The organism is Ideonella sp. P3_A4, assembly GCF_056403075.1.
Genome location: NZ_JBFUGE010000003.1, coordinates 47,025 through 68,288, shown reverse-complemented (window position 1 = coordinate 68,288; position 21,264 = coordinate 47,025). Strand labels below are relative to the sequence as shown.

Sequence of the window (21,264 nt, the reverse complement as noted above, 5' to 3'; positions counted from 1 at the left end):
CGCCCGCTCCTTGGAGGCGACGATGACCTTGCCCGAACCTCGCATCACCGCCTACCAGCGCTGGCTCGCTGACACACGTGGCCTGCAGTTCACGCGTTATGAGGATCTGTGGCGCTGGTCCGTGACCGACTTGGAAGCGTTCTGGCGCTCGGTCTGGGACTATTTCGACATCGAGTCGCCGACGCCGCCTGGTGCCACGCTGATCGAGAAGCGCATGCCAGGCGCGGGGTGGTTCCCTGGCACCCAGCTGAACTACGCGCGCCAGGCGCTGCGCCACGGCACGACCGCGCATGCCGCCGGCCACCCAGCCATCGTCTGGGCCGATGAGCCGCTGTTGGTGGCGGGCGAGTTGCGCACGCTGAGCTGGCCAGAGCTGACCCATCAGGTGGGTGCCGTGGCCGCCGCATTGAAACGGCTTGGTGTGCAACGTGGCGACCGCGTCGTCGCGTTGATGTCGAACCAGCCCGAAACGGTGATCGCGTTTCTCGCGGTGGCCAGCATCGGCGCCATCTGGTCGGTCTGCTCGCCGGACATGGGACCGGTCGCGGTGCTGGACCGTTTTCGCCAGATCGAGCCGACCTTGATCTTCGCTGCCGACGGCTACCGCTTCGGTGGCCAGGCGCACGACCGGCGCGCGCTGGTCGCGCAGTTGCTCGACGGGTTGCCGACGCTGAAGCACGTGGTCGACGTGGCGGTGCTGGGTGGGACGCCCGAGGCACCGCCGCCCCATGTCAGGCGCCACGACTTCGCCGCGCTGACCCAGGGCACCGAATGCGTCGAGCCCGAGTGGCTGCCGTTCGACCACCCCCTGTGGATTGTCTATTCGAGTGGCACCACCGGCCTGCCGAAACCCATCGTGCACGGCCACGGCGGCATCGTGCTCGAAGCGCTGAAGGGCGGCACGCTGCACAACAACCTCGGCGCATCGGTCGAGACCGGCGACCGCTTCTTCTGGTACAGCTCGACCGGCTGGATCATGTGGAACTGCCAGGTCGGCGGGCTGTTGGGCGGCACCACGGTCTGCCTTTACGACGGCTCGCCGGCCTCGTGCGACGGCACGGCCGACTGGTCGCCGCTGTGGCGCTTCGCGGCGCTGTCACGCTGCACCTTCTTCGGCGCCGGCGCGGCGTTCTACGCGGGTTGCCTGAAGGCCGGCGTGCAGCCGCACGCGCTGGGCGATCTGTCCGCGTTGCGCGCCGTCGGCTCGACCGGCTCACCGCTGGCCGACGACAGCTACCGCTGGATCTGGCAGCAACTGCCCCAGGTCGACGGGCGCGACATCTGGATCGCCTGCATCTCCGGCGGCACCGACTTCGCCGGCGCCTTCATCGCCGGGCTGCCGACGCTGCCGCTGGTGGCTGGCGAGATGCAGTGCCGCTGCCTCGGCGCCGCCGTAGAAGCGTGGGGTGAGCCCGACGCGGCGGGCCGTGGCCAGTCGTTGGTCGACGAGGTCGGCGAGCTGGTCTGCACCGCGCCGATGCCGTCGATGCCGCTGTATCTGTGGGGCGATGCGAACGGCCAGCGCCTGCACGACAGCTACTTCGACATGTACCCCGGCATCTGGCGCCACGGCGACTGGATCCGCCTCACGCCCCACGAGCAGTCCACCGGCGCCATCATCTACGGCCGCAGCGACGCGACGATCAACCGCCACGGCGTGCGCATGGGCACCGCCGAGCTGTACCGTGCAGTGGAAGCGCTGCCCGAGGTGCTCGACAGCCTGGTCGTCGACCTCGAATACCTGGGCCAGGAAAGCTACATGCCACTGTTCGTCGTGCTGCGCGAAAGCGTGCCACTCGACGAAACGTTGAAGAAGCGGCTGGTGGTCGAGATCCGCCAGGCCCTGTCACCGCGCCACGTGCCGAACGAGATCTTCGCGGTGCCGGCAATCCCGCGCACCTTGAGCGGCAAGAAGATGGAGCTGCCGGTCAAGAAGCTGTTGCAAGGCGCCGACCCGGCCAAGGTGATGAACCGCGACGCGATGGCCAACGCGGCCGCCGTCGACTGGTTCATCGACTTCGCGGCGCGCCGTCGTTCCACGCCGGCAGCCGGCTGACGCCAGCACCAAATCGCGCGCTCTGCAGGCGCCGCGCGCCAAGGCCACAGTCGGCGGCCGGTCTATCGGCGCGGCAGCACACCGTGGGCAACGCATCGCCAGAATCGGCGGCTCTTTGCAGCCTCCGGTCCTTGCCACCCAYGACGATGACGCTCAGCGACTTTCCGATTTCCCGCAAGTGGCCTGCCAGCCACCCCGACCGCCTGCAGCTGTACTCGCTGCCGACGCCCAACGGCGTCAAGGTCTCGATCATGCTGGAGGAGACCGGGCTGCCCTACGAGGTGCACCGTGTTGGCTTCGAGACCAACGACCAGCTCTCGCCGGCCTTCCTGTCGCTCAACCCGAACAACAAGATCCCGGCCATCATCGACCCGAACGGCCCGGGGGGGCAGCCGCTGGCACTGTTCGAGTCGGGCGCGATCCTGCAGTACCTGGCCGACAAGACCGGCCAGCTGCAACCGAAGGATGCCGCCGGCCGCTATGAGCTGCTGCAGTGGCTGATGTTCCAGATGAGCGGCATCGGCCCGATGTTTGGCCAGGTCGGCTTCTTCCACAAATTCGCCGGCAAGGACTACGAAGACAAGCGCCCGCGCGACCGCTACGTGGCCGAATCGCGCCGCCTGCTGGCGGTGCTGGAGCAGCGCCTGGTCGGCCGCGAATGGATCATGGGCGACCAGTACACGATCGCCGACATCTCGACCTTCCCCTGGGTGCGCAACCTGGGCGGCTTCTACGGCGCCGGTGAACTGGTCGGCATGGCCGACTTCGTCAACGTGCAGCGGGTGCTGAAGGCCTTCGTCGAGCGGCCGGCGGTCGCGCGTGGGCTGCTGATCCCGCCGGCGCCCACCGCCTGACGGTTCTCGCCGCGGCGGACGCCCCGCACAAACCCCTGCTGGCCCGGGGGCGGGGCGCTGCGTACACTGGGTCGACCCGCTGACGTGCCCATCGCCGGCAGCGGGTCTGGCGAGCGTGTGATGCTGTCCGTCGATCTGCTCGAGTTGTCCCTGGCCGATGCCCGTGACGCGGCCGACGCCGGCAATGCGGCGCTGGCTTTTTCACTGGCGGAGGAGGTGCGCGACACCGCCGCACAGCTGGGCCTGCCGTGCGTGCAGGCGCAAGCGCTGCTGGTCCTGGCGCACTGCGGCATGCGGGTGGCCGGCCAGTTCCGCGCCGCCTTCGACAGTGCCCAGCACGCCGCCTTCCTGTTCGAACAATCGGGTGACCTGCCCGGCGAGTGCGCCGCGCAGGGCTGCATGGCCATCGCCGCGGCCTTTCTCGCCCGGCCCGAAGACGCGGTCGAGAGCGGCTGGCTGGGCATGCGGCTGGCCGACTCGCTGCCGGCCGGGCTGGACCAGCTGATGGCCTGCCACAGCCTCGGTGTCGCGAGCTATTTCGGCAAGAACTTCGACGAAGCGATCACCGCATACGAACGCGGCGTGCGCATCGCTGCGGCCTGCTCGCCGCCCATCAATCCGTTCCAGCTGCACCTGCACCAGGCCACGGCCGAGTGCCTGCGCTACACCAATGCCCGCGCGCTCGGCCAGCCGGCGCCACCGCTCGACAGGCTCGAAGCCCAGCTGCGCGAATGCGACCGGCAACTGCGGGCGCACCCCGGCGTCAACATCAGCCTGACCCCGGTCATCCACTGGAACAACGTCGTCACCCATGCCTGGGCCGGCATGCTGCTGCACACCTGGCGCGGCGACCGCGCCGCTGCCCAGGCCGAACTGGCTCGCACCGAGGGCTGGCGCGAACGCCTGAACCAGCGCTGGATCAGCGCGGCGATCAGCGGCGCCCATGCCGAGCTGGCGCTGCTGCAAGGCGACGTGCCGGCGGCGCTGCACTGGGCCAGCGACATGCAGCGCATTGCCGACCATTTCGGCCACGAAGCGATCGGGGTCCTCAGCCACCACCTGCTGATCTACCTGCACGAGTTGCAAGGCGACACCGCGGCCGCACTGGCCGAGACGCGCCGCCTGGCCAACCGCGAGCAGAAGGCGCGCTGCGAGAGCCTGACGGCGCGCGCACGGCTGATCGAATGGCGGCTCGAGCTGCGCGAGAAAAAGGCCAGCGTGCAGCGCCTGTCTCACCGCTCGAACACCTTCGAGCGCATGGCCTTTCACGACGCGCTGACGGGTCTGCCGAACCGGCGCCAGGTGGATCTGCGGCTGGCCGACTGCCTGCAGGCGGCGGTCGTGCCGCATGTGTGTGTCGCGCTGATCGATGTCGACCACTTCAAGCAGATCAACGACAACTACTCGCACGGCATCGGCGACGCGGTGCTGAAGGAGCTGGCGACCATCCTCGACGGCATGGTGCGCGAGTGTGACCTGGCGGCGCGGCTGGCCGGCGACGAGTTCGTGCTGGTGCTCAACGACGCGGAACCGTCGCTGGCGAGCCAGGTCTGCAGCCGCATCGAGCGCGCGGTGCGCGAGCACGCCTGGAGCACGATCGCACCCGGCCTGGCGGTGTCGATCAGTGTCGGCGTCTGCGAAGCCCTGGCCGGTGACACGGTGGCCAGCGTGCTGGAACGCAGCGACCTGCAGATGTACCAGAACAAGCGGCAGGGCCGGCACGCACACTGAGCCCCGGCGGACTCGACGCAGCCGCCCGTGGGCCGGCACCCGGGCCTGACTACACGCCAGGCGCGCCGCGCGACGCGGCAGCCTCCCGCCATACCCCCCTTTGGTTGGGTATGCCAATCGGTGGACGTTTGCTACAAAGAATTGCCGCGTGCCGTTCAACTGCCGCGGCAGAAGTACTGACTCTTCATTCGATCAACGTACTTACTTTGGAGGATCACCTATGAAATCGAACACTCGTCAGCGTGGCCTGCGCACCTGGGCAACGGGCTTGTGGATGGCCCTGGCCTGCCTAGGCTCGGCGCAAGMTCAGCAGACCGGCACCTACATCGGCACGACGGCTGACGGCCACGATGTGCAGATCGACGTGGCGTTCGACACCGAGACCGGCCAGTACTACGTTGGCGGATTCGTCAGCGGCTACACCTTCAACTGCCGCAAGACCGGCAGCAGCGAAGAATGGGGCATCTTCGTCCTGGGCTTCATCCCCATCGGGGATGGTCATGTCGACCTGCTGGAGCGCAGCAACACCATCTACCTGCAAACCTCGCTGGACTTCAAGAGCGACAACAAGATCGTCGGCATGGTCCGCGGCGGCGCGCCCACGTTCGCCGACGAACTCACGCCGCCCAAGTCCGGCCAGGCCTGCAATTCGGACAACCTGAAGTTCACGGCCAAGTTCTCGTCGACCGAGACCCAGCGCGCCGCATCGACGGCTCCCCATCAGGCGATCTTGCATATCGACCGCAACGGCCGTCGCGTCATCGAGCAGTCCAGCTCCCGCTGAACGCGCGACACGCCCAAACAAAAGCGGCGCCTAGGCGCCGCTTTTTCATTCGCGCGATGGCCGCGTCAGCCGATCAGCACATTCAGGATCGCATTGCCGATGCCCATCAGCGCCGCACCGGAGATCAAGCCGGCGCAGATCGGCTCAGCGCCTTCGACCCAGATCTCATGCTTGCGGGTTCCGGGTGTCTTGTGGCGCAGGCCCATCAGCCAGAAGATCAGTGCGCCGACGAACATCGCGAAGGTCGATTCGGGCGGCAGCACGACGCCCAGGCCCACCGACACCGCCGACAGCGGGAAGCGGCCCTTGGTGAACACGCGCGCCAGCTCGATCGCGATCGCCACCACGACGGCGAAGCCCATCGTGATCAACGCCGACATCGGCAGGCCTGCGAACCCCTTGGCGATGATCTCGGCCACGCCCTTCCACTGCAGCGCGCCGGGCATCGCGAACTGTTCGCTGATGATGCTGGTGGTCGAGCGCACACCGTTCGCGTCCGGCGGCAGGAACAGCAGGAAGTACAGCGGCACGCAAGTGGCCACGCCGGCGAACAGCCCGATCACATGGCCCATCGCCTGGTGGCGCGGCTTGCCGCCCAGCATGTAGCCGGGTTTGATGTCGGAGAGCAGGTTGGCCGCGTTGGAGGCAATCTCTGCGGTCATGCCGGCCGGCAACAGGTTGCTGGCCGGGTTGGTCTTGTCGATCGCGCCCATCGTGAACTGGGTGATCTTCGACAGCGCGCCGGTCGGCGTCCACGAGGTCAGCGCCATCGAGTTGGTGCAGATCACCGTCAGCACGAAGATCAGCGGCAGCGAGATCAACGCCAGGAACATCGGCACGCCGAAGAACAGGTGGGTGACGTAGGCACCCAGCACGCTCAGCACCGGCACGCCGACCCAGCTCAGCCACAGCGGCAGCTCGATGTCCTTCAGCGGGTCCGGCCCGGTGGCCGGCGCCTTGTTGGTGCCCGTACCGCGCAGCGACTTGAAAGCCGAGGTGAACAGCTCAGGCTTGGCCAGCAGGCCGACCAGCGCGCCGGCGACCATCATCGCCACGCCCCACCACAGCGACCACTGGTTGACGATCTCGGCGCGCGAGATCGCCACCGTCGTGCCGTTGGCCAGCACGCGCGGCACGATGTCGCCACGCTCGATCATGATCGGCGCCAGCACGACGAAGTTGACGAAGGCGCCGAGCAGGCAGCTGGTGGCCACCGCGATGCCCATCAGGCCGCCAACGCCGAGCATCGCCGCGTCCAGCGTCAGCCGCAGGCCGAGCGCGCGGATGTCGGTGCCCAGGATCTTCAGCGCCGCGCCCTGGGCCTGGTAGTAGTAGGTGTCCAGCCGCTCGTGGACCATCCAGGGCTCTTTCATGCCGGCCCAGTGGTCCATGCGCAGGATCTTGAACTGGATCAGCTTCATCCAGCCGTCACTGACCAGGGCCTGCCAAGTGGCTGTGCCCAGTGCCACCACGCCCAGCAGGCGGGCCTTGAACATGCCGGCACCGGCGGCGCCGTGGTACAGCGCGTCCAGCACCACGCCGCTGGCACGGCCTTCGGGGAAGGGCAGCTGGTCTTCGTTGATGAAGCGGCGCTTCATCGGGAACGCGATCAGCACGCCGATGCTCGAGATCAGCACGATCCAGACCATCATCTGCCACCACGGGATGACCACGCCGGTGACCAGCATGTAGGCGCCGAGGCTGGAGGCGAGCGCCGTCACCGTGTAGCCGGCCGAGGTGGCGATCGACTGGGTGCAGTTGTTCTCCAGGATCGTCATGTCCTGCACCAGACCGGCGCTGTGCAACGCACGGAAGATCGCGAAAGCCAGGATCACCGAGGTCAGGCCGACGCCGATCGTGATGCCGGTCTTCGCGGCGATGTACAGCGCAGTCGCGGCCAGCACGCCGCCGAGCAGGAAGCCGGCGAGGCCCGAGCGGAACGTCAGCTGGGCCATGTCGCCGCGGTAGACGTTCTTCAGCCACCACTCGTCTTTTTCGCGGCGGGTCCAGGTGCGTATCTGTTCTTCGGTCAGTTGTTGCAGTGCCATGGTGTCGGTCGTGCAGTGGAAGGGGGTGGGCCGGCGCAGTGCCGGGCTGCCCCTGGTGACTGGTCATGCCTTGTGGGTCGACCAGGCCGAAAGCGGGTGAGGGGGCAAATCCGGCGCGGATTGTGTCAGCCCCGGGTGACCGACGGCCCGGGGGGATTCCAGGGGCTGGTGCGCCCCAATGGCGCCGAGGTGTTTGGCAGCCGGCGCGCGACGCGGTCCAATCGGGCCGATGCCGCCCACACCGCAGCCCACGCCCGCGCCCGCCGACCCGGCGCGGCTGTTCCTCGCACTGTGGCCCGATGCCGCGACGCGCCAGGCGATTCAGGCCTGGCAGACCGCGCTGCGCTGGCCCACCGGCGCGCGGCTGACGCCGCCAACCCAGTGGCACCTGACGCTGCATTTCATCGGCAATGTGCCGCGCGCCCGCTTGCCCGAGCTGGCGCAAGGCCTGACGCGGCCGTTCCAGCCCTTCGACCTGGTGCTGGACGGCTTCGAAGGCTGGCACCACGGCGTCGCGGTGCTGCGGCCGGCCGAGACACCGCCGGCGCTGGCTGCGTTGCAGGCCTCATTGGCTGAAGCCCTGGAAGCCCTGAATCTGCCGGTCGAGACCCGCCCATTCCGGCCCCATCTGACGCTGGCCCGCCATGCCGGCGGCGCACAGCTGCGCGAAGGCGAAACGCCCGCACCGGTGTGCTGGCGCGCCGACAACGGCTACGTACTGGCTGAGTCGGCCGGCGGCTACCACGTGCTGCAGCACTTCACTGCCTAGAATCGCCGCGCCGCGCTGAGGCGGCGCCCAGCAGGGAGAACCCAGATGATGATCCGACACGCAGCGGCGGCCTTCGTGGCCATCACGGCCCTGACCCAGGCGTCCCACGCCGCCGACAGCACCGAGTGCCCGGTCGGCGCCATGCTGGCCGTGACCGGCAAGATCAAGAACTTCAACGACAAGGCCAGCGCGAGCTACCGCTTCGGCGAGGCCGAGCTGCTGAAGCTGCCGACCAAGAAGCTCAAAACCGGCTCCGAATGGACGCCGGTGGCCGAATGGACGGGCCCGACGATCGAGCAAGTGCTGAACGTGGCCGGCGTCGACGCCTCGGCCACCAAGCTGCGCGCCGTCGCGCACGATGGCTTCGCGGCGATCATCCCGCTGACCGACTTGGCCACCTACGGCCCGCTGGTGGCCCACACCCAGGACGGCCGGCGCATCACCGACCCCAAGCATGGCCCGCTGTTCATCGCCTACCCGCGCGACCAGCACCCCGAGCTGCAGACCGCGGCGGCGGGCGTGAAGTTCGTTTATGCGCTGTGCAAGATCGAGGTGCAGTGACAAGAACGGCGGAGGCCAGGGCTCGACACCCTGGCTCCGCCGCGGACTGGTGACCTCTGTGGCCGGCTTACTGCGCGGGCACCGGCACGAGCCTGAAGCCAGCTATGTAGACATTGCCCTCCGGCGTGGTGACGTAGCTGTAGCCCACGATCACGCCGCGCGCGTTGATGGCCGACGCGTTGTCCAGCGGGATCACCGTACCTTCGGCCGAACGGCAGGGGTGATCCGCCGCGATGACGCTATCGAGCGCCACTGGTACCGCGCCGGCCTGCGGCCAGTAGGTGGCGCCCAGTTGGGTCGTGCGGCCGACGATCTCGCCGCGTCGGTTCACGCTGACTGCCTCGCCCTCGGACTGGTCGGCCGTCAAGGGCTGGATGACCCCGTTGACCCAGGCGACGGGCTGACTTGCCACGCCGTAGCTGTATCCGACGATCACACCATCGGTGTTGAGCGCCAGCGCAGCCGAACTGCTGTGCCCCGGCAGCGTGCCCAGGTCCTTCACCTTGCGGTTCACCCATTTCACGGCGTGCCCCGTTTTCGTGCCATCGATGGTGAGGTCGGACCAGCCGACCACCACGTCCTTGTCGTTGATCTGCTGCGCCTGCGCACGTTTGCCGGCCTGCAACGGCGGCAGATATTTCTGCGCGCCATCCTTCCACAGCGTCGCCTTGTAAAAAAGCGGGTTGCTGTCGAGAGAGGTCCAGCCGGCGACGACACCGGCGTTGTTGATGCTGTTGCCCGCGGTGTTCTGGTTCTCGTACTGGGTCAGGCGCGAGGCCATTCCATCGGGCGACCAGATGTAGCCGGTTTTGGGCTGATCCCAATGCGAGCCAGTCCACGAGGTGTTATAGCCGGTCGCATAACCGTCGTCGTTGATGCCGGCGAGATGGAAGCCTATGGCGCCGTCCTCGTACGCCATGGGTCGCGTCTGGCCGGTCTGGTCCCATTTGCCCGGCCTGTAGTCTCCGACGCCGGACATGCCGAAGGCGCCAACCACGGCGCCGCTTCGGTTGATGGCCATCGGCCAGCTGCCGGGCGTGTTGCCTGCCGGGAGGTCCAGCCGTTCGCATTGGAAAACGGGCTGCGCCAAGGCTGGCAAGGCCAGGCACGCCACGCCGATGAACACCGGCGCAAGGGCGAAGCGAGAAAGATGTCGAGTCGTTTTCATAGGTATTTTTCTTCCTGTGGTTCTTATTGGCATGGGTCGCATGCCGGCGACATCGCCGATGCGTAGATCGGCAATCCACTGACTCTATGAGTTAACTTGATGGATGGCCGGGGCCGACATGCCTCCAACCTGGGGATGGCGCTGAGCGCATCATCCGTGACGCCGTCCGGGCACCGACGGGCCCCGGCGATCTCGGCGCGAGACAAACGTGTGCCAAGCCAACTCCTGGTCGGCGTCAAATGGCAAGGCGTCGATCAGCCGTCCGAGTCCCAGGCGCGGCATCGGCCGACACTCGCTTTGAAACATTTGAAATCTGCAAATGAAATCACTGCCGGTGGTGGCTTTGGTATTACTACCGAAGACCCGRCCGCCTGGCGGCACGATAAAGACAGCTGACATCACACACGCGGCCCACGAGCCGGTGGAGAGACCGTGGAGACAAGACCTCGCATCCTCGTCGTCGACGACGAGGCGGACATGGTGGCCTCGCTGCAGGACGTGCTGCGCAAGGCCGGCTTCGAAGCCGATGGCGCGCCCGACGGCGCCACGGCCCGCGGCCTGCTGGCCGCGCAGCGCTACGACCTGCTGCTGCTCGATCTGCGCTTGCAGGCCGAAGACGGGCTGACACTGGCCCGGCTGCTGCGCCAGCGCAGCGACGCGCCGATCATCATGATCAGCGGCAGCAGTGACGAGACCGACCGCGTGCTGCTGCTGGAGCTGGCGGCCGACGACTTCCTGATCAAGCCGTTCAGCCCACGCGAGCTGGTGGCGCGCGTGCGCGCGGTGCTGCGGCGCTACGGCCACGCTGCTGCGGCCGACACGCCCGCCGTCACCGAGCCGGCAGCACCGAAGCCGCCTGCCACGCCGCGGGGTGAACAGCTGCGCTTCGGCGACTGGCTGCTCGACGTCACCGAGCGCGACCTGCGCCATGTCGACGGCAGCGCCTGCCCGCTGACGCAGGCCGAGTACCGGCTGCTCGAAGCCTTCGTGCGGCAACCGCGCCGGGTCTGGTCACGCGACCAGCTGCTGGAGCACACCCGCAGCGTCGACACCGAGGTCTTCGACCGGACCATCGACGTGCTGATCCTGCGCCTGCGCCGCAAGATCGAGCCGAACCCGAAGCACCCGCGCTACATCTGCACCGAACGCGGCCTGGGCTACGCCTTCGCGGCGGACGTGCAAAAGGTGTGAGTTTCTCCAAATGGTCGCTGCAGCGGGTGCGCACGCGCCTGCTGGCGGCCTTTGGCGTGCTGCTCGTCGCCGCCATCGGGCTGGCTGTCGTCGGCTGGTACGGCATGCGCAGCACGCAGCAGGCGCTGGTCGGAGTCGAGGACGAGCTGCTGCCCAATATCTCGCTGGCGCTGGAGCTGGCCCAGCACACCACCCGGCTGGCCGCACTGGCGCGGCGGATGAGCGATTCGGCCTCGCCGGAGGAACTGGCCGCGACCCGCGACGAGGCCCAGGCGCTGCTGGAGCAGGTGCAAGCCCAGGCCGAGCGGCTGCGCCCGACCCCGGCGCTGGGCGAAGCGCTGCCGCACCTGCGCGACGGCGTCGCGCACCACCTGGCCGCCCTGGTCGACCTGACGCAGCGCAGCCTGGCCACGCAGGACCAACTGTCGGCCGCGATGCGGCGCCTGAACGAACTCGGCATCCGGCTGCACCGCGACGCACCGCAGCCGCTGGACCCAGCCGTCGCTGCGCTGTGGTCGACGCTGGTGCTCGGCAGCGTGGCGCCCAATCCGGCCGAAGTCGGCCGTTTCCAGGCTGATGCCGAGGCGCTGTTGCTGGCCGCGCAGCAACGCCGCGCGCTACCGCAGCTGCCGGCGCCGATGGCCAACACCTTGGCCGAGCTGACCGCGCCCGATGGCCTGCTGGCGCTGCGCCAGCGGCTGGTGGCGCTCAAGAGCGCGACCGAGTACCTGGTTGAAGACACCCGCGCGAATGCCGACGAGCTGAACGCCGAGGTCGGCCGCCACGTCGCCCAGTTGCGCGGCAGCGCGGCCGAACGCAGCCGCAGCGTGCACAGCGCGGTGCGCTTCGGCGAAGGCTGGATGCTGATCCTGGCCTTCGGCTGCCTGGTGATCGCGGTCGGCGCCGCGCGTTATGTCGGCTCGCTGGTGGCCGAGATCGAATCGTTGACCGATGGCATGACCCGGCTGGCCGAGGGCGACACCGCGCCGCGCCGGCCGGCCGCTGCGCGGCGCGACGAACTGGGCGCGCTGGCCCGCAGCTTCGAGGTCTTTCGTGAACACGTGCTGGCCCGCCAGCGCCTGGTGGCCGAGCTGCGCGAGCAGCGCGCGCTGCTGGACGCGGTGCACGAAAGCCTGACCGACGGCCTGGCGGTATTCGACCCTGCCCAGCACCTGCTGCTGTGGAACCGGCGCTTCGCCAATCTGCTGGCGCCGCACGGCATCACCGTGACAGCCGGCGTCTCTGCACCCGCCCTGTTTGCCGCGTTGCCGGTTGACACGACCTGGCGCACCACCCCGGCCGGCACACCGCAGCCACTGGCCGGCACCGACCCGGCCACACTGGCCAAACACGACCACCTGGAACTGCAGCTGCCCAACGGCACGCTGCTGGAGTTGCGTACCCGCACGATGGCCAGCGGCGGCAGCGTGACGCTGGCGACCGACCAGACCACCCGCCGCGCGATCGAAAGCCAGCTGCACCAGGCGCAAAAGCTGGAAGTGCTGGGCCAGCTGACGGGTGGCGTCGCGCACGATTTCAACAACTACCTCGGCACGATGCTGGGCACGTTGGCGCTGCTGGAAAGCGAACTCGCCGGCTCGCCGCGCGCKCATGCGCAGTGGTCGCGCGTGCAGCGCGCCGCGCGTTCGGCGGCCGGGCTGGTGCGGCGCCTGCTGGCTTTCGCTCGCCGCCAGCCGCTGCAGGCCGAGTGGGTGCCTGTGGACGAGATGGTCGAGGAGATGCGCGACCTGGTCGAGTACAGCGCCGGTGACGCGACCGTCGTGCAGCTGGACCTGGGCGCGCAGGCGCGCGGCGTGCGGGTCGACCGCGGCCAGCTGGAGAACGCGCTGCTGAACCTGGTGATGAACAGCGCCGCGGCGATGCCTGGCGGCGGCACGCTGACGGTGCGCAGCCGCAGCGCCACGCTGGACGACGGCCGTGACGGCATTGAGCTGAGCGTGCTCGACACCGGCGTCGGCATGAGCGAGGCGACGACACGCAAGGTCTTCGAGCCCTTCTTCACCACCAAACCAGCCGGTGTCGGCAGCGGGCTCGGCCTGTCGATCGTCTACGGCTTCGTCAAACAAAGCGGGGGCGACATCACGCTGAACAGCCAACCCGGCGCCGGCACCTGCGTGACGCTGCGTTTCCCGGCCGCCCCGCGCCCGATCGAGACCCCCGACGCGGGAGACAGCGCCGTAGGCGGCCAGGCCGACCTGCGCGGCCACCGCGTGCTGCTCGTCGACGACGACGTCGCGCTGCGCCAGACGCTGACCGAAGAGCTCGAAGCCGCTGGCGCCGAAGTGCGCGGCGCCGGCAACGTGGCCGAGGCCGAGGCGCTGCTCGACGCCGGTCCGTGGGCCACCGTGTTGCTGTCGGACATCTGCCTCGGCGCGGGCCTGAGCGGTCTCGCGCTGGCTCAGGCAGTGGCCGCGAAACAAGACGGGCTGCGAGTCGTGCTGATGTCCGGCCTGCCGCCGGAGCTGTCTGCCACGTCGAGCCAGGGCTGGCCTGCCGGCGTGCCGTTCCTGCAGAAACCGTTTGCCGCGCCAGCGCTGCGCCAGGCGCTGGGTGATGTGCCGGCCGACGAGGCGCCACCCAGCGCCCCGCGTGTTTCATCGGTTGGTCAACATTCGTAATCGGCCGTTCATCCCGGCCGGGTGAGATGGCGACCAGTGCAAAGGCCGGGAGCATTCCTTGCCGCGCGCTTCGAACGAACGACGACACAAGGAGACCTCCCCCATGCGCACATCGGGCCACTGGATTCGAACCGGCATCGCCCTCGCGCTGGCCACCGCCGGCGCGACCGGCCATGCCGCATCGATCAAGATCTCGTGCGGCTCGGTCGGCCAGGAGCTGGAGCTATGCAAACGCTCGGCCGAGGCTTGGGCCAAGCAGACCGGGAACCAGGTGCAGGTCGTCGCGACGCCGAACGACGCCAGCGAGCGACTCGCGCTGTACCAGCAGGTGCTGGGTGCTGGCTCCGACAAGATCGACGTGTTCCAGATCGACGTCGTCTGGCCCGGCCTTTTGGCCAGCCACCTGCAGGACCTGAAGCCCGCCAGCCGCGGTGCCGAAGGCCAGCACTTCCCGGCCTTCGTCGCCAACAACACGRTCGGTGGCCGCCTGGTCGCGATGCCATGGTTCGTCAACGCCGGGCTGCTGTTCTATCGCAAGGACCTGCTCGACAAGCACAAGCTCGCGGTGCCGACGACCTGGACCGAGCTGACCACCAGCGCGCGCCGCATTCAAGACGCCGAGCGCGCCGCCGGCAACGACAGGATGTGGGGCTACGTCTGGCAGGGCCGCGCGTACGAAGGCCTGACCTGCAACGCGCTCGAATGGTCGGTCAGCCATGGCGGCGGCAGCATCGTCGAAAGCGACGGCCGCATCAGCGCACGCAACCCGAAACTGGCCGACGCGCTGAAGACCGCCGCCGGCTGGGTCGGCACCATCTCGCCGACCGCCGTGCTGAACTACGCCGAAGAAGAATCGCGCGGCGTGTTCCAGGCCGGCAACGCGGTCTTCATGCGCAACTGGCCGTACGCCTGGTCGCTGGCGCAGTCCGATGGCAGCACGATCAAAGGCAAGATCGGCGTCTCGCCGCTGCCGGCCGGCCCGGGCGGCAAGCCCGCGGCCACGCTGGGCGGCGAATCGCTGGCGGTGTCGAAGTACTCGCGCAACGCGGCGCTGGCGACCGAGCTGGTGCTGTACATGACCAGCGCCGCGGTGCAGAAGGAGCGCGCACTGACCGGCTCGTTCAACCCGACGCGGCCGGCGCTTTACGAAGACGCCGAGGTGCTGAAGGCCAACCCGTTCATGGGCGACCTGGTCGGCGCATTCACCAGCGCCGTCGCGCGGCCAACCGCCGCCACCGGCTCGCAGTACAACAAGGTCAGCAACGAGTTCTGGAATGCCACGCACGACGTGCTGGCCGGCAGCGCCAAGCCCGACGAAGCGCTGGTCAAGCTCGAAAGCAACCTGAAGCGCGCCAGCCGCGGTGGGCGATGGAACTGAAGCTGCGCTCGCGCACTGCGGCCGAAGCCGCGGCAGCCGCTGTGCCACGCCCACGCGGGCTGGCCCGCCAGCGCCGCCGCTGGGCGCTGTGGATGCTGGCGCCGCTGCTCGTCACACTGGCCGGCGTGGCCGGCTGGCCACTGGTGCGCACGATCTGGCTCAGCTTCACCGATGCGCGCCTGTCCGAGCCGACGCGCCGCTTCGTCGGCCTCGAAAACTACATCGGCGAATACGGTCTGTGGGGGGACCCGGATTGGTGGAGCGCCGTCGGCAACACGCTTGTCTTCGCGACCGCCTCGGTGACGCTCGAAACGCTGCTCGGCCTGGGCATCGCGCTGCTGATCAACCAGCCGTCGCGCATCCGCCTGCTGCTGCGCACTGCGATGCTGGTGCCGTGGGCCGTGCCGACGGTCGTCTCGGCCAAGATGTGGAGCTGGATGCTGCACGATCAGTTCGGTGTCGTGAACCACTACCTGCTGGCCGCCGGCCTGATCAGCGCGCCGCTGGCCTTCACCGCCGATCCGGCGCTGTCGCTGGCCACCGTCGTCGCGGTCGATGTGTGGAAGACCACGCCGTTCATGGCGCTGCTGATCCTGGCCTCGCTGCAGATGGTGCCGGGCGATTGCCTCGAAGCCGCGCGGGTCGACGGCGTGCCGCCCATCGCCACGTTCCGCCGCATCACGCTGCCGCTGATCCTGCCAGGTGTGATGGTCGCTGTTGTCTTCCGCATGCTGGACGCGCTGCGGGTCTTCGACGTGATCTACGTGATGACCTCGAACAGCCGCGACACGCGCAGCATGTCGGTCTTCGTGCGCGAACAGTTGATCGACTTCCAGCAGGTCGGCTACGGCTCGGCCGCGGCGACGACGCTGTTCTTCATCATCGCGCTGCTGACGATCGGCGCGATGGCGCTGATGCGCCGCCATGAAAGGCGGACGCAATGAGCCGTACCTTGAATCGTTGGCTGGGTCGCACCGGTTATGCGCTGGCCTCGGCGCTGCTGTTGTTCGTCACGCTGGCGCCGCTGGTGGTCGCCGTTTCCAGCTCGTTCAAGCAACGTGAAGGCTTGTTCTCGCCCCAGCTGTGGCCAGACAAACCGACGCTCGACAACTACCTGACGCTGTTCCGCGACCAACCGTTCGCACACAACCTGATGAACTCAGCGCTGGTCGCGATCGGTGTGGTCGGCTTGTCGATGCTGCTCGGGTTGATGGCCGCATGGGCGCTGGCGCGGGTCGACTTCCGCGGTCGTGGGCTGCTGCTGCTGACGATCCTGGCCGCGTCGATGTTTCCGCAGGTCGCGGTGCTGTCGGGCATGTTCGAACTGGTGCGCGTGCTTGGCCTGTACGACTCGCTCGGCGCGCTGCTGCTGGCCGACCTGATGCTGACCTTGCCGTTCACCGTGTGGGTGCTGGTCACCTTCACGCGCCAGCTGCCGCGCGAGCTGGAAGAGGCCGCGGCGATGGACGGCATCGGCCCGCTGACGCTGATCTTCCGCATCTTCGCGCCGTTGCTGGCACCGGCGATGGTCGCGACCGGGCTGCTCGCCTTCATCGCCGCGTGGAACGAGTTCCTGTTCGCGCTGACCTTCACCTTGTCGACCGAGCAGCGCACGATCCCGGTGGCGATCGCATTGATCAGCGCACCGAGCAAGTTCGAACTGCCGTGGGGCGCGCTGATGGCCGCTTCGGTGATCGTCACGCTGCCGTTGTTGTTGCTGGTGCTGGTGTTCCAGCGCCGCATCGTCTCTGGGCTGACCCAGGGTGCCGTCAAAGGCTAAGGAGAACCACATGAGCCGCATCGAACTGCGAGGCGTGCAAAAGCGCTTCGGCGACCAGCATGTGCTGCGCGACATCGACCTGGTGATCGAGCCGGGCGAGTTCTGCGTCTTCGTCGGGCCCTCGGGCTGCGGCAAGTCGACATTGCTGCGGCTGCTGGCCGGGCTGGACGAGCCGAGCGAGGGCGCGATCTCGATCGCCGGCCGGCGCGTCGAGCACACGCCGCCGGCCGAGCGCGATGTGGCGATGGTGTTCCAGAGCTACGCGCTGTACCCGCACATGACGGCCTACGAGAACATGGCCTTCGGCCTGCGTTACCGCAAGCTGGCCGAGGCCGAGATCCACCGCCGCGTGCGCGAAGCGGCGCGCATGCTCGACATGGAGAACCTGCTGCAGCGCAAGCCGCGCGACCTGTCCGGTGGCCAGCGCCAGCGGGTCGCGATCGGCCGCGCCGTCGTGCGCCAACCCAGCGTGTTCCTGTTCGACGAACCGCTGTCTAACCTCGATGCTGCACTGCGCGTTCGCACCCGCGTCGAGCTGGCGCGGCTGCACCGCGCGCTCGGCTCGGCCAGCATGGTCTACGTGACGCACGACCAGGTCGAGGCGATGACCTTGGCCGACAAGATCGTGCTGCTGCGGCCCGCCGCCGAGCGCGGCGAGTTGCCGAGCATCGCGCAGTGCGGCCACCCGCTCGAGCTGTACCACCACCCGGCCAACAGCTTCGTTGCCGGCTTCATCGGTTCGCCGGGCATGAACTTCCTGCCCGCCACCGTGCAGGCGCTGGCCGACAGCGGCGTGACGCTGCGCACCGCCGCGCAACCATGCGAAGCGCGTGTGGCCGCCGCTGGGCTGGCCGCGGGCGAGCCCGTGACGATCGGCATCCGCCCCGAGCATGTGCGGCTCGGCGAAGGCCCGGGCAGTGGCCGCGTCTCGCACGTCGAACAACTGGGCGAATACGCCTACGTCTACCTCGCCGGCCACGACGGGCCCTTGGCCAACGGCATCACGCCGAAGGGTGGGGCGCTGGCGCCGGAGCCCGCGCTGCTGGTGAAGACCACGCGCGACGACCTGCAAGTGGGTGACCGCCTGGCCTACACGCTGCCGCCCGAGGCGCTGCACCTGTTCCGCCAGGACGGCCGCGCGCAACCGCGGCTCGCCGCCGCGCACTGATCTTCTTCTCCCAACGCCGTACCGCGATGAACGCCGCCGACCCTGCCCTTGCGCCGCTGTGTGCCCCCGAACCCTGGGGCCTGACAGAAACCTCGTTCGACCCGCAGCGGGTGGCGCTGGCCGAGACGCTGTTCGCGCTCGGCAACGGCCGCATCGGCCTGCGCGGCGCGCACGACGAGCCGCTGCCGCCGGGCCGCAGCACATCGCAAGACGGCAACTTCCTCAACGGGCTGTACGAGCGTGAACCGATCCATTACCCGGAAGACGCGTTCGGCCTGGCGCGGCACAACGAGTTCCAGCTCAAGCTGCCGAACGGCAAGGCAATCGAGCTGACGCTGGGCGACGAGTGCGTCGACCTGACGCAGGGCCAGGTCGTGGCCTACGAGCGCCGGCTCGACTTTCGCCGTGGCGTGCTGACGCGCCATGTGCAGTGGCGCTCGCCGCGCGGCCGCGTGGTCGCGATCACCAGCGAGCGCATCGTCAGCTTCACCCGGCCAGACATCTACGCGGTGCGTTACCACGTGACCGCGCTCGACGCCGGCGGCCCCGTGCGGCTGTTGTCGACGCTCGACGCCTGCACCCCCAACGTCGGCGCAGCGAATGACCCGCGCGTCGGCGCCGCGCGCCCGTCGCCGCTGCTGTGGCAGGCCAGCCGCCAGGCCGGCAGCACGATGCTGCTGATGCAGCGCACCGAGCACAGCGGGCTGGCGCTGGTCAGTGCACTCGACCATGTCGTCGACAGTCCCGAAGGCTTCGACGCGCGGCCCGACATGCCGCGCGCCGGCGAGCGCTTGTCGCACCAGGTCTCCGGTGAGCTGCGGCTGGGCCAGAGCGTGACGCTGACCAAGTTCGGCTGCTACCTGCACGGCCCGCAGGCCGAGCAAGAGGCCTTGGCCGAGCTCGCGCTGGCGCAACTGGCCAACGCGCGCCGCGCGGGCTTCGACACGCTGTGCGAAGAGCAGGCGGCGTGGCTTGCCGACTACTGGCAGCACGCCGATGTCGAGGTCGGCGGCGACGATCGGGTGCAGCAGTCGCTGCGCTTCGGCCTGTTCCACCTGCTGCAAGCGGCCGGCCGCGACGGCGCGACCAACATTGCGGCCAAAGGCTTGACCGGTGAAGGCTACGAAGGCCACAGCTTTTGGGACACCGAGATCTACGTGCTGCCAGTGATGCTGTGGACGGCACCGGTGATCGCCCGCGCGCTACTCGAGTACCGCTGGCGTGCGCTGCCGGCGGCGCGCCAACGCGCCCGCGAGATGGCGCATGCCAAGGGCGCGCTGTTCCCGTGGCGCACGATCACCGGCGGTACCGAAAGCTCAGCCTACTTCCCGGCCGGCACCGCGCAGGCCCACATCAACGCCGACATCGCGCACGCAGTCAAGCAATACGCCCAGGCCACCGGCGACACGGCCTTCATGACGGCGATGGGCGCCGAGCTGGTGCTCGACACCGCGCGCATCTGGCTCGACCTGGGCCACCACGACCCGCGCCGCGGCGGCGCCTTCTGCATCCACGAGGTGACCGGACCCGACGAATACACCGCGATGGTGGACAACAACTTCTACACCAACGCGATGGCGCAGCAACACCTGGCCTACGCCGCCGAGCTGGCCGGCTGGCTGGCCGCCGAGCATCCGGTGGAGCACGCGCGCATCGCCGCGGTGATCGGCCTGGGCGCCGACGAGCCTGCGCGTTGGCGCGCTGCTGCCACACAGATGTACCTGCCGGTCGATGCCGCCACCGGTGTGCACCCGCAAGACGACGGTTTCCTGCACAAGCCGCGCTGGCCGTTTTCGAACGGCAACGCGGTCAGCGGAAATAACCGACCACTTCTGTTGCACTACCACCCGCTGGTGATCTACCGCCACCAGGTCTGCAAGCAGGCCGACGTGGTGCTGGCGCTGCTGCTGCGCGGCGAGCAGTTCACCTTCGAGCAGAAATGCCGCGATTTCGACTACTACGAGCCGCTGACCACGCACGACTCGTCGCTGTCGGCCTGTGTCTACGGCATCGTCGCGGCCGAGATCGGCCGCATCGACACCGCGTTCGACTACTTCATGCGCGGTGCTCGCACCGACCTGGACAACACCCATGGCAACACCCAGCACGGCGTGCACACCGCAGCGCTGGCTGGCGCCTGGCTCGGCCTGGCGCAAGGCTTTGGTGGCCTGCGACTGTTCGACGGGCGGCTGCACTTCGCGCCCTGCCTGCCGGCCGCGTGGACGCACTTCCGATTCCGCCTGCACTGGCAAGGCGCGCGACTGGAGGTCACGGTGCACCCCGACGCCGCCGAGTACCGCCTGACCGACGGCGCCGAAATCACGCTGTGGCACCACGGCCTGGGCGTGACCCTGTGTGCCGAAGCACCCAGCGTGCGTCTGCCATGGGCCGCGTCCAACTCTTTCATCTCCCCAGCGACCGACACCCCATGCCCCCCCCCGACCCCTGCCGCGCCGTCATCTTCGATCTCGACGGCGTCCTGACCGACACCGCGCACCTGCACTTCCTGGCCTGGCGCGCGCTGGCCGAATCACTCGGGCTGCCGTTCGACGAAGCGTTCAACGAGCGTTTGAAGGGCGTCGACCGAATGGGCTCGCTGGCGCTGATCCTCGCGCAGGACCCGACGCRCCGCTGGAACGAGACCGAGCGCATCGCGTTGGCCACGCGCAAGAACGCGCACTACCAGCGGCTGCTCGGTGGTCTCGGCCCCGGTGACCTGCTGCCGGGCGCGGCCGAAGCCCTCGCCACCTGCCGAGCAGCGGGGCTGCGCATCGCGCTGGCCTCGGTCAGCCACAACGCACCGACCGTGCTGCAGCGCCTGGGCATCACCGACCGCTTCGACCACGTCGTCGACGCACGAACCCTGCGCTGCAGCAAACCCGACCCCGAGATCTTCCTGCGCGCCGCCGCTGCGCTGGGCGTGCCGCCGGTCGAGTGCATCGGCGTCGAAGACGCGCAGGCTGGCATCGATGCGATCAAGGCGGCGGGGATGTATGCGATCGGCGTGGGAACGGCTGGCGTGCTCAAGAGAGCGGACGAGGTGATCGTCGATTTGCGGGCGTTGGACTTGGACGCTACGCGCAACGGAATTTCGCCAACGCTCGTGATTCAGTAGAAAGGGCAATGGCTGGGCACGG

The 21,264-nt window shown here is 68.7% G+C and carries 16 protein-coding genes; 14 read left to right on the top strand and 2 right to left on the bottom strand.

The genetic code is table 11. The annotated features are described in order from the left end of the window. Window positions 1-22 precede the first annotated feature (22 nt). The 4 genes from AC1DYI_RS01185 (at window position 23) to AC1DYI_RS01170 (ending at window position 5,425) form a co-directional block, all read left to right on the top strand. Complete coding sequence (locus AC1DYI_RS01185; RefSeq protein WP_477202247.1) at window positions 23-2,056, top strand: acetoacetate--CoA ligase; 2,034 nt, start codon at window positions 23-25, stop codon at window positions 2,054-2,056. Between the two features lie 146 nt (window positions 2,057-2,202). Beyond that, window positions 2,203-2,910 (top strand): glutathione S-transferase N-terminal domain-containing protein, encoded by a 708-nt coding sequence (locus tag AC1DYI_RS01180; protein WP_477202246.1) that lies wholly within the window; start codon window positions 2,203-2,205, stop codon window positions 2,908-2,910. 84 nt (window positions 2,911-2,994) lie between these two features. Then, complete coding sequence (locus AC1DYI_RS01175) at window positions 2,995-4,641, top strand: GGDEF domain-containing protein (RefSeq protein ID WP_477202245.1); 1,647 nt, start codon at window positions 2,995-2,997, stop codon at window positions 4,639-4,641. A gap of 220 nt (window positions 4,642-4,861) precedes the next feature. Further along, window positions 4,862-5,425: a hypothetical protein gene (locus tag AC1DYI_RS01170; RefSeq protein ID WP_477202244.1), complete on the top strand. Its 564-nt coding sequence runs from the start codon at window positions 4,862-4,864 to the stop codon at window positions 5,423-5,425. A gap of 65 nt (window positions 5,426-5,490) precedes the next feature. On the opposite strand, the gene AC1DYI_RS01165 is transcribed toward AC1DYI_RS01170, so the two are convergent. After that, complete coding sequence (locus tag AC1DYI_RS01165; RefSeq protein WP_477202243.1) at window positions 5,491-7,473, bottom strand: OPT family oligopeptide transporter; 1,983 nt, start codon at window positions 7,471-7,473, stop codon at window positions 5,491-5,493. Between the two features lie 229 nt (window positions 7,474-7,702). On the opposite strand from AC1DYI_RS01165, the gene thpR reads away from it, so the two are divergent. Together thpR and AC1DYI_RS01155 are read left to right on the top strand one after the other, a co-directional pair. After that, complete coding sequence (gene thpR, locus AC1DYI_RS01160) at window positions 7,703-8,242, top strand: RNA 2',3'-cyclic phosphodiesterase (RefSeq protein ID WP_477202242.1); 540 nt, start codon at window positions 7,703-7,705, stop codon at window positions 8,240-8,242. A 45-nt stretch (window positions 8,243-8,287) separates the two neighbouring features. Beyond that, complete coding sequence (locus tag AC1DYI_RS01155) at window positions 8,288-8,803, top strand: molybdopterin-dependent oxidoreductase (protein WP_477202241.1); 516 nt, start codon at window positions 8,288-8,290, stop codon at window positions 8,801-8,803. Window positions 8,804-8,870: 67 nt separating this feature from the next. On the opposite strand, the gene AC1DYI_RS01150 is transcribed toward AC1DYI_RS01155, so the two are convergent. Further along, window positions 8,871-9,929, bottom strand: a complete 1,059-nt coding sequence (locus AC1DYI_RS01150; RefSeq protein WP_477202240.1) for a hypothetical protein — start codon at window positions 9,927-9,929, stop codon at window positions 8,871-8,873. A gap of 474 nt (window positions 9,930-10,403) precedes the next feature. Between AC1DYI_RS01150 and AC1DYI_RS01145 the strand changes: the two genes are divergently transcribed. From AC1DYI_RS01145 to pgmB, 8 genes are all read left to right on the top strand, one after another. Next, a complete protein-coding gene (locus AC1DYI_RS01145) occupies window positions 10,404-11,162 on the top strand; it encodes a response regulator (protein ID WP_477202239.1) in 759 nt (252 codons plus the stop codon). After that, window positions 11,159-13,801, top strand: a complete 2,643-nt coding sequence (locus tag AC1DYI_RS01140; protein ID WP_477202238.1) for an ATP-binding protein — start codon at window positions 11,159-11,161, stop codon at window positions 13,799-13,801. Before AC1DYI_RS01145 ends, AC1DYI_RS01140 begins: the two co-directional genes overlap by 4 nt. Window positions 13,802-13,904: 103 nt before the next feature. After that, window positions 13,905-15,179 (top strand): ABC transporter substrate-binding protein, encoded by a 1,275-nt coding sequence (locus AC1DYI_RS01135; protein ID WP_477202237.1) that lies wholly within the window; start codon window positions 13,905-13,907, stop codon window positions 15,177-15,179. After that, a complete protein-coding gene (locus AC1DYI_RS01130) occupies window positions 15,170-16,123 on the top strand; it encodes a carbohydrate ABC transporter permease (protein WP_477202236.1) in 954 nt (317 codons plus the stop codon). Before AC1DYI_RS01135 ends, AC1DYI_RS01130 begins: the two co-directional genes overlap by 10 nt. After that, on the top strand, window positions 16,120-16,959 hold the full coding sequence (locus AC1DYI_RS01125) for a carbohydrate ABC transporter permease (RefSeq protein ID WP_477202235.1): 840 nt from the start codon (window positions 16,120-16,122) through the stop codon (window positions 16,957-16,959). Before AC1DYI_RS01130 ends, AC1DYI_RS01125 begins: the two co-directional genes overlap by 4 nt. 10 nt (window positions 16,960-16,969) lie before the next feature. Next, a complete protein-coding gene (locus AC1DYI_RS01120) occupies window positions 16,970-18,127 on the top strand; it encodes an ABC transporter ATP-binding protein (RefSeq protein ID WP_477202234.1) in 1,158 nt (385 codons plus the stop codon). Between the two features lie 26 nt (window positions 18,128-18,153). After that, on the top strand, window positions 18,154-20,610 hold the full coding sequence (locus tag AC1DYI_RS01115; protein ID WP_477202233.1) for a glycoside hydrolase family 65 protein: 2,457 nt from the start codon (window positions 18,154-18,156) through the stop codon (window positions 20,608-20,610). Then, window positions 20,556-21,242, top strand: a complete 687-nt coding sequence (pgmB, locus tag AC1DYI_RS01110; RefSeq protein WP_477202232.1) for a beta-phosphoglucomutase — start codon at window positions 20,556-20,558, stop codon at window positions 21,240-21,242. The genes AC1DYI_RS01115 and pgmB overlap by 55 nt, the downstream gene beginning before the upstream one ends. The last annotated feature ends 22 nt before the right edge of the window (window positions 21,243-21,264 follow it).

Bases quoted from the DNA above. Each gene is read 5' to 3' on its own strand.
- AC1DYI_RS01115 (WP_477202233.1), top strand. From the start codon at position 18,154: ATGAACGCCGCCGACCCTGCCCTTGCGCCGCTGTGTGCCCCCGAACCC.
- AC1DYI_RS01125 (WP_477202235.1), top strand. From the start codon at position 16,120: ATGAGCCGTACCTTGAATCGTTGGCTGGGTCGCACCGGTTATGCGCTG.
- AC1DYI_RS01155 (WP_477202241.1), top strand. From the start codon at position 8,288: ATGATGATCCGACACGCAGCGGCGGCCTTCGTGGCCATCACGGCCCTG.
- AC1DYI_RS01130 (WP_477202236.1), top strand. From the start codon at position 15,170: ATGGAACTGAAGCTGCGCTCGCGCACTGCGGCCGAAGCCGCGGCAGCC.
- AC1DYI_RS01180 (WP_477202246.1), top strand. From the start codon at position 2,203: ATGACGCTCAGCGACTTTCCGATTTCCCGCAAGTGGCCTGCCAGCCAC.
- AC1DYI_RS01165 (WP_477202243.1), bottom strand. From the start codon at position 7,473: ATGGCACTGCAACAACTGACCGAAGAACAGATACGCACCTGGACCCGC.
- thpR (WP_477202242.1), top strand. From the start codon at position 7,703: ATGCCGCCCACACCGCAGCCCACGCCCGCGCCCGCCGACCCGGCGCGG.
- AC1DYI_RS01120 (WP_477202234.1), top strand. From the start codon at position 16,970: ATGAGCCGCATCGAACTGCGAGGCGTGCAAAAGCGCTTCGGCGACCAG.
- AC1DYI_RS01185 (WP_477202247.1), top strand. From the start codon at position 23: ATGACCTTGCCCGAACCTCGCATCACCGCCTACCAGCGCTGGCTCGCT.